Consider the following 7,453-nt stretch of genomic DNA (forward strand, 5'->3'; position numbering starts at 1 on the left):
GATCCGAATACTACACCGGTGAATGCACTGAATGATTTGCGCAATGGAATCACTCCTTACGATCATCGGATGATAGGTATGCAGGATGCGGGGTTTCGGTGGTTAAACGTTTTTGATGCTGATGGAAAGCGGATTTACGGGCGGATGCTGAAAGGAGGGCCTAACCACATGGATATGGCAGTTCGAGATCAACGAGTCTATGTGGTGGGCAATGTCGGTTATGGCGTAGTCTGGGATTTACCTTGGGCATGGGATCCAATCAAGCCGCCTGCTGATGCATTTCAACCGCGGCGTGTGATGCAATCGACTAGAGTAGAGCCGGATGGCTACGTCATGATGTTGACTCCCACGGGGGCCTGTGAAGCTGTAAGTGGAGGGACGTCCCCAAGTGGAGGGACGCCTCCTAATACCAACACCAATGGTAATGCAAATCCCTCTAATGGCTCTCAGACAGGAACAGGTTCCTCACCTGCCCTTACCAATCCGAGCAACAACTCCAGCAACAATCCTAGCCCCAATCTTTCGCCAGATCACAACAGGCGATTCATCATCTTTGGTAATTCCGTATTGCGAGTGAAGCGCAACGTTCCTTTCACAAGAAAACTCATGGTGTGGCCTACGCCGCACAATCCATCGAATATTCGATTCGAAGCAGTAGGCACACTGCCTCAAGGGGTGACTATAAGCACGGATGGCAATCTAAGCGGCGTAGTTCAACTTCCGCAAGGGGTTTATCGTGCAAGGATACGCGCGCAAGCTCCTAGCGGCCCGACACCAATCTATACCATGATCTTAAGAGTCCAAGAATGATCGAGGTTAGGGGTTGAAGGCAGACATATCTTGATCCATCTCAATACAGTGCAATAAGAATTGGCTGTCTCTTTGCTGAGTATTTGTGCTGTCTGATCCTTCGAAACACTTTTTTACGTCAAGAGAATATGAGCCTCGGAGGCAAACGGAGGGTGCCTTTACTCAGCGTGCCTGGATCAGGAGCGGCTGCACCTGATAACTCTGAATCAAGTCCGAAAAACTTTCCGGACCGCGACTGAGTTGCTGTGCTCCTCGCTGAGAAACATAAGAAGTTTCGCTTAGTATGCTCGTTTTTTGCTCCATCTGCATAGGGGGACTATGCGGAGGCGTCTAGTCTTTGTGCTCACAGCGTTTCAGAAGGGCCTTAATCTTTAACGCTGTATAGCCAGCCTTCTGTGTCGGATGCTAGCAGCTAAGATCAGAAGGCAGGCTGATATTTGCTCGATGCGTGTCTGAAGAATGCCCAGCGAATTCACAAGGGATGAGCTTGTGGGGGGCTACACTATCTAAGGTTTAGACAGACGAGGCGGTTTTTTCGGCTTGGAACGAGCAGAGAGAGGAATGAGCCTTGCGTTTGCGAATAATCTCGGCCACGCTTTCGGGCACGTATTGAGGCCAATCTGGGTCGTTGCGCTGGATTTTTTCGGCGACTTCTCGTGAACTGAGCCGGAGCAGATCAGGCTGTTTTACTTGGATTTCGACAATTTGTTTTCGAGCAATCAAGTATCGAACCAAAGGAGCGGATGGATTGCCTTGCAACAGGTCCTCTATGCCTTCGAGGCGCTGTGTCTCGCGAGAGAGGCGAGGATAGACGTAGAGTCGAACGTTTTTCTTAAATAGACGACCGAACGATTCGAGGATGCCACCGTCGAGGTGCGCGTAGTATTTTTCTTGCAGAATTTCGCTTAGCGTGGGCGTGCCGAGCACGATGCCAATGTGGGCTTGGGTGTAGGTGTTGAAGAATTCTACGAGTCTGTAAAACTCGGAATAATCCGAGATGAGCGTCAATTTGCCTGTGCTGGCGATCATGTCTGCACGGAAGAGGAAGTCTTCGTAATCGACGGTGTTGCCGGTGACTAAGTTGCGGGTGGAGATTTCGAGTATTTCTACGGGGTCTGTCTGTGAATCCATCTGGTGGTAGATTTCACGAGCTCCGGCGAGCATGTCGAGATTTACGCGGGTGATTGGGCGAAACGTGCCGCGTTCAATCAACAGCGGTTTATTATACATGACTTCACTGGCTTGGATGACTTCGCCGCTGGGGGCAAACATCGCTGCGCGAGTCAGGCCTTTGTTTACTAGGATCAAACTTACGACGCGGTTATCCACCATGGCGAAGTCTGGGCCGCTGAATTTGAGCATGTCGATGTTGATCCGCTCGGTGTTTAAGCCATCGAGTAAGGACTCGATGAATTCGGAGGTGCGGCGGGAGATATTGAATGCGCCGTAGATGAGGTTTACGCCGAGAATTCCGAGAGCTTCTTGCTGTTGTAGCGCGAATTTGTCGAAGAGTCGGACGTGGAGGATGATGTCATTGGGTGGTGTGCGGGGGTGGAGTTGGAAGCGTATCCCCATCCAGCCGTGGGCCTCTTGGTGGTATTTGAAGCTGCGTGTGGTGACGGTGTCGGCAAAGGAGAAGAATACGGTGTCGGCACCGCGTTTTGCATCGAGGCGCTCGACCAAGAGTCGAAATTCATATTCGAGCATGCTTTGGAGGCGGGAACGGCAGACGTATCGTTCTGCGGGGCCGTAGATTGTGTCGCTGATGGTCATGTCGTATGCGGATATTGTCTTGGCGATGGTGCCTGAGGCTCCTCCGGCGCGGAAGAACCAGCGGGCGACTTCTTGGCCGGCTCCGATTTCGGCGAAGGTGCCATACTGGGAGCGGACTTGATTGACGGCGCGGGCTTTTTCCAAGGTGTCTGTGATGCGAGGAGCTGCTGGATTCATAAGAGATACGGCAACTAGATGTTTTGCGTTGCGAGGAACCGCTCTGCTTCGATGGCGGCTGCACAGCCGGTGCCGGCAGCTGTGATTGCTTGACGATAGATGGGATCGGCGACATCGCCGCATGCAAAGACGCCGGGGATGTTCATGGCTGTGCCGCGTTCGGGTTTGAGGTAGCCGTTTGCGTCTGTGGTGAGTTGATTTTTGAAAATTTCAACATTTGGGACGTGGCCGATCGCGATGAAGACGCCGGCGCATTCGATGAATTGAAGGTGGTCGGGGGCGACTGTTGAGCGCAATGTGACGCCGGTGACTTTGCCTTGCTGGACGTCGTGGATTTCTGCGATTTCGGAATTCCAATGTAGTTTGATTTTGGGATGAGCGAGGACGCGTTCTGCCATAATTTTGGAGGCGCGGAGGGTATCGCGGCGGTGCACGAGATGAATCTCTGAACCGAACCGCGTGAGATAGAGGGCTTCTTCCGCGGCTGAGTCGCCGCCACCGACCACGACTAGGGGACGATTGCGAAACATGGGCAGGGCGCCATCGCATGTGGCACAGTATGTGACGCCTTTTTTTTCCAGGAGCCGCTCACTTTCTAAGCCGAGCTTTCGTGGGCTCGATCCTGTAGCGATGATGAGCGCGCGGGCAGAGATCCAATCGCCCTCGATTTCGAGTTGGAAGGGGTAAGTGTGAAGGTTAGCGGAGGTGAGTTGAGCGAAGCGGATGCGGGCGCCGAAACGCTCGGCTTGTGCTTGCATGCGCATCATGAGTTCGGTGCCATCGATGCCTTCTGGGAAACCGGGGAAGTTTTCTACGATGGAGGTGGTGGTAAGGAGTCCGCCTGGAAGGTTGCCTGTAAGGACTAGTGGGGCTAGGCCTGCGCGTGCGGTGTAGAGAGCGGCTGTGAGGCCGGCACATCCGGTGCCGAGGATGACGACGTTTTCGATGGGGTGTTGGGTCATATTGAGCTGGATGGAAGTTAATTTATTTCGAAAGCGACGCCAACCAATGGTGGCAGTGTGAAGTGTAAGGCATCGTTTTTGATGTGGGGAGTGACGGGGGGGTCTAGTGGGTAAGAGGAGAAGAGTTGGTTTGCGGTCTTTAGGGTGAATTTGAAGTCTTCGAGTGGGATGGAGAATGTGCGAGGTTCTTCGCTGCGGTTGATGGCGACGAGGATTTTTTGTGAGTCGTTTTGTCGGATGAATGCAAAGGTGTCTTCGGCGTCATTTACGTAGATGTCATGTTGGTGGCCGTCGGCGAGGGCTTTGTTTTGGGCGCGAAAACATAAGGCGGCGCGGTAAGTTGCGTGGAGGGAGGAGTCGAATTGGTTTTCGTCGGGGTCGTGTCGGTGGCCTCGCGGGTCGAGGGTTTCGGGCTCCATTGGGAGGTCTGGCCAGGGCATGGGTTTGCGGTCGCAGGGGTCGTCGGCTCCCCACATGCCGGCTTCTGTGCCGTAGTAGATCATGGGTGCACCGACTGCGGTGACTTGGTAGAAAAGGATGAGGCGTTGGAGGGTGCGATGTTCCTCAGAAGGCTTGCGGGTATTGTATTTTGGGTTTTGTCGGGCTGAGACGAAGCGGGATTCGTCGTAGTCGAAGATGGCGGCGTTGATGTAGTTGCGGTTTTTGGAATTTACGATCATGGAGGCGAGGCGATCGGTGTCGTGGGAGTCCATGAGATTTTGGAGGGCACGGGCAACGGAGGGGTGATGGGCATTGCGGCGGTCGCGAATCATTTTGGTGAATTCAGAGGCGCGGATTGCTCGATCGATAAGGTATCCTTTTACTGGGACGGCGAATCCGTGGTAGTTCATGGCAGCGGAGAAACCGCCTTGGATGATGAATTGGGAGGCGTCTTTCCAGACTTCGGCGACGGTGTAGGCATTGGGGTTAATTTTTCGGACGTGGGCGTTCCAATCTTTCCAGAAGCCGATGGGGAGTTCGTCGGCGACGTCGAGGCGCCATCCGTCGATGCCGTCGGAGGGATTGCCATCACCGTTGGGATCCATCCAGCGTCGGGTGATTTCAAAGATGTAAGCTTTGGGGGCTGGATGCATGTTGAGGCCATCGGGTGTGTGGCGGAGGACGGGTAGGGTGCCGAATCCCCACCAACCTTTGTAGCGGAATTCGTAGCGGCGGGTGCGTGGGTCGTCGAATTCTTCGATCTGATACCAGTCGCGGTAGGGGGAGTTTTCTTGATTGAGCTTTATGTCGCGGAAGGCGAAGAAGTGTGTGCCGGTGTGATTGAAGACGCCGTCGATGATTACGCGGATGTTGCGTTTTTTGGCTTCTTGGAGGAGGTGAAGGAAGAGTTTGTCGGCGCTTGTCCATTGCCAATTGGAGGGGTCTTCGTTTTCTTTTTCGATGATGGCGAGGTCGCCGATGGGGTCAGGGCCGAAGAAGGGGTCGATGTGATGGAGGCAAGCGCCGTCGTATTTATGGGTGGAGCGGCCGTAGAAGACGGGGTTGAAGTAGATTGCGTTGATGCCGAGGTCGGCGAGGTAGTCGAGCTTTTCGATGACGCCTTGGAGGTCGCCGCCGTAGCGGCGGTTGAAGACAGAGTCGAAGAAGGATTTGCCGGTCTCCCAGGCGGGCTCACGCTCGTACCATTGGCGAGTCCATGGGGTCACTTGCCAGGAGGCGGGGACGGTGTCGGGGAATTCAAGGGAGTCGTGGGTGGGGTCGTTGCGGGGGTCGCCGTTGCGGAAGCGCTCGGGGAAGATTTGATACCAAATTGCATATTGGGCCCAGTCGGGGACGTTTTGTGCGGATTCTGCGGCGGTGGGATCTGTGGGGACTTCTAGTGGGGGAGCTGTGCCGGAGAGGTCGAGATAGTAAACGATATCCTTTGATGGGTCATGAAAGGTGCCGCGCGGGGATGGAGCTGGCTCTTGTGGCGGGTGCGTCTCTTCGGAAGCTTGAGGCTGAGAAGATGCGGAATCGGCTTGGTTAGCAGCTGTATTGGAAGGATCTTGAGGAGCAGCAGGTGAGGTGGAGTCGGATTTTTTTTCAGCCTGTGGAGGAGCGGGAGGCGTGGAAGGAAGAGGTTCTTCTGAGGAAGGCGCCTCTTCCGTTTCAAAAGGGGGAGGCTGGGGAGAGGTTTTATCTTCTCCTGAAGGTGAAGCCAAATTTTTGCAGGCGATCGAAAAAAGCAGGCAAGCAAGCGGGAGTATGTAAAGGATTTTCATGAGTGAACGATGCCACAAGCTAGTTAAGAGGCGGGATATTTCAAAGGGCAAAATCAACGCTTTTTCTGTGCTAGTTATGCGTTGCGGTGTGATGAGGGTAAGTGAGGTTGATTCTGTGTTCGTTGTGATGAAGCCTTTCGATTGCTAGCCGATAATTTCAGGCTGCGACCGTATTTGATCTGGCGGCGAAGCTTAGGTGGCTTTGCTTTTGGCGTGAGTTTGCCTGTGAGGAGGTAATGTGGTGGGATATGGAGTTTATTCCGCTGGTGGGTGCGCCCTGCGGCTGACGGCGACGATGGCATTGAGTTTTTCCTCGATCTCGGCGCGGACGTCGGCCTGTAGTTCAGCCGGTTCGATGAGGTCGGCAAGGACGTGGTAGTTCCGTTTGAACAGCAACTGCGTCAGGCCGAGGCGTTCGTAGAAGTTCTTGAACAGGGGGTCGAGGAAGTCGTCGGTGACTTTGATATCCGCCGACCACGGGGAGGGCTTGTTGGTGACGCGGAGGGCCTGCTCCAATTCGGCGATGCACTCGCGCATCAAATGCGCCCGGCGGTCGGCATCGGCGCGGCCAAACAAGTCGTCGGGCTGGCCGTGGCGGGCGAACCGGTCGAGCACTGTGGGGCTGACCAGGTAGTTCTCAATCTCGCGACGGGACCAGCAAAGCATGTCCAGTCCGGCGGTGGATTCCGGCGGCGGGCTGAGCCGGTCGAACAGGGCCAGCCCGATAAGGCCGGGCTTGGCTTCGCGCAGCCCGTGGAACACGTCGCGGGCGTGGTTGGGGATGTTGGTCTTGACGTAGTGGACGGGCGGCTCCTGGAGCACGTCGGTGGCTGGGTGGTTGAGCTTGCGGGCGAGGGAACGGAGGATGGCCAGGTCGGTGGAGCCTTCGAGGAAGAGCATCCAGCCTTTGGTTTCAGCGAGGTAGTAGAGGTCGAACGGAATGCTCTTGAGGGCCTTGGCGGCCTGGCTTGTCTGCCGGTTGTCGAGGCGGTGCGGCGTGCCGACGAAGGCGACGACGACGTCGCGTTCAGCCGCCTCGTTGAGGACGACTTCCGAGTGGCTGGCGGCGATGATTTGGCTGCCCGTTTCGCGGGCGACTTCCGTGAGGAGATTGTAGGTCTCGCGTTGGCGGATGATTTCGAGGTGGGCGTCCGGCTCGTCGAGCAGGAGGACGCTGCCGGGGTTTTGGTAAAGGTAGGCCAGTAGCAACAGGGTTTGCTGGAAGCCGCGGCCGGCCGAGGAGAGGTCTAGGGTCAGGCCGTCGGGCTGGCGGTATTGCATGCGCAGTTCGCTGCGCTCGGGGATATAGGCGGGGGGCAGGAGTTCCACGCGGAAGAGCCGTTTCACGTGTTCGGCCAGCTTGCCCCAGGCGTCGGTGTTCGCGTGGACGCGGTGGCAAAGGTTGCGGAGCACCTCGGCGGTGCGGCCCTCCCCGATGAGCACGCCGATCTCGCCGGGTTCCTTGCGGAATTCCTCGGCGGCCAGGCCGGACATGGGCGGCAGATA

General features: G+C 55.9%; 6 protein-coding genes. 1 reads left to right on the plus strand and 5 read right to left on the minus strand.

All coding sequences use genetic code 11. The features are described from left to right. Positions 1–810 (plus strand): hypothetical protein (locus NZM04_10460; protein ID MCS7064436.1); only part of this gene is annotated, 810 nt, incomplete at its 5' end. Positions 811–1,323: 513 nt separating this feature from the next. On the opposite strand, the gene NZM04_10465 is transcribed toward NZM04_10460, so the two are convergent. The 5 genes from NZM04_10465 to NZM04_10485 form a co-directional block, all read right to left on the minus strand. After that, positions 1,324–2,760 (minus strand): TonB-dependent receptor, encoded by a 1,437-nt coding sequence (locus NZM04_10465; GenBank protein MCS7064437.1) that lies wholly within the window; start codon positions 2,758–2,760, stop codon positions 1,324–1,326. A 14-nt stretch (positions 2,761–2,774) separates the two neighbouring features. Continuing rightward, positions 2,775–3,722: a thioredoxin-disulfide reductase gene (trxB, locus tag NZM04_10470; protein MCS7064438.1), complete on the minus strand. Its 948-nt coding sequence runs from the start codon at positions 3,720–3,722 to the stop codon at positions 2,775–2,777. Positions 3,723–3,739: 17 nt separating this feature from the next. Beyond that, the gene (locus tag NZM04_10475; GenBank protein MCS7064439.1) at positions 3,740–5,947 is read right to left on the minus strand and encodes an alpha-amylase family glycosyl hydrolase; all 2,208 of its coding nucleotides are present in this window, start codon (positions 5,945–5,947) and stop codon (positions 3,740–3,742) included. Positions 5,948–6,021: 74 nt separating this feature from the next. Continuing rightward, positions 6,022–6,249 carry a hypothetical protein gene (locus tag NZM04_10480; protein MCS7064440.1) on the minus strand — a complete coding sequence of 76 codons (228 nt, stop codon included), beginning with the start codon at positions 6,247–6,249 and terminating at the stop codon, positions 6,022–6,024. After that, a partial coding sequence (locus NZM04_10485) for an ATP-binding protein (protein MCS7064441.1) occupies positions 6,203–7,453 on the minus strand: 1,251 nt, incomplete at its 5' end. The genes NZM04_10480 and NZM04_10485, both read right to left, overlap by 47 nt.

Source organism: Candidatus Methylacidiphilales bacterium, from assembly GCA_025056655.1.
Classification (GTDB): Bacteria; Verrucomicrobiota; Verrucomicrobiia; order Methylacidiphilales; family JANWVL01; genus JANWVL01.

Coding starts and splice junctions, on each gene's coding strand:
- NZM04_10480 (MCS7064440.1), bottom strand. CDS start 6,249: ATGCCATCGTCGCCGTCAGCCGCAGGGCGCACCCACCAGCGGAATAAA.
- NZM04_10465 (MCS7064437.1), bottom strand. CDS start 2,760: ATGAATCCAGCAGCTCCTCGCATCACAGACACCTTGGAAAAAGCCCGC.
- trxB (MCS7064438.1), bottom strand. CDS start 3,722: ATGACCCAACACCCCATCGAAAACGTCGTCATCCTCGGCACCGGATGT.
- NZM04_10475 (MCS7064439.1), bottom strand. CDS start 5,947: ATGAAAATCCTTTACATACTCCCGCTTGCTTGCCTGCTTTTTTCGATC.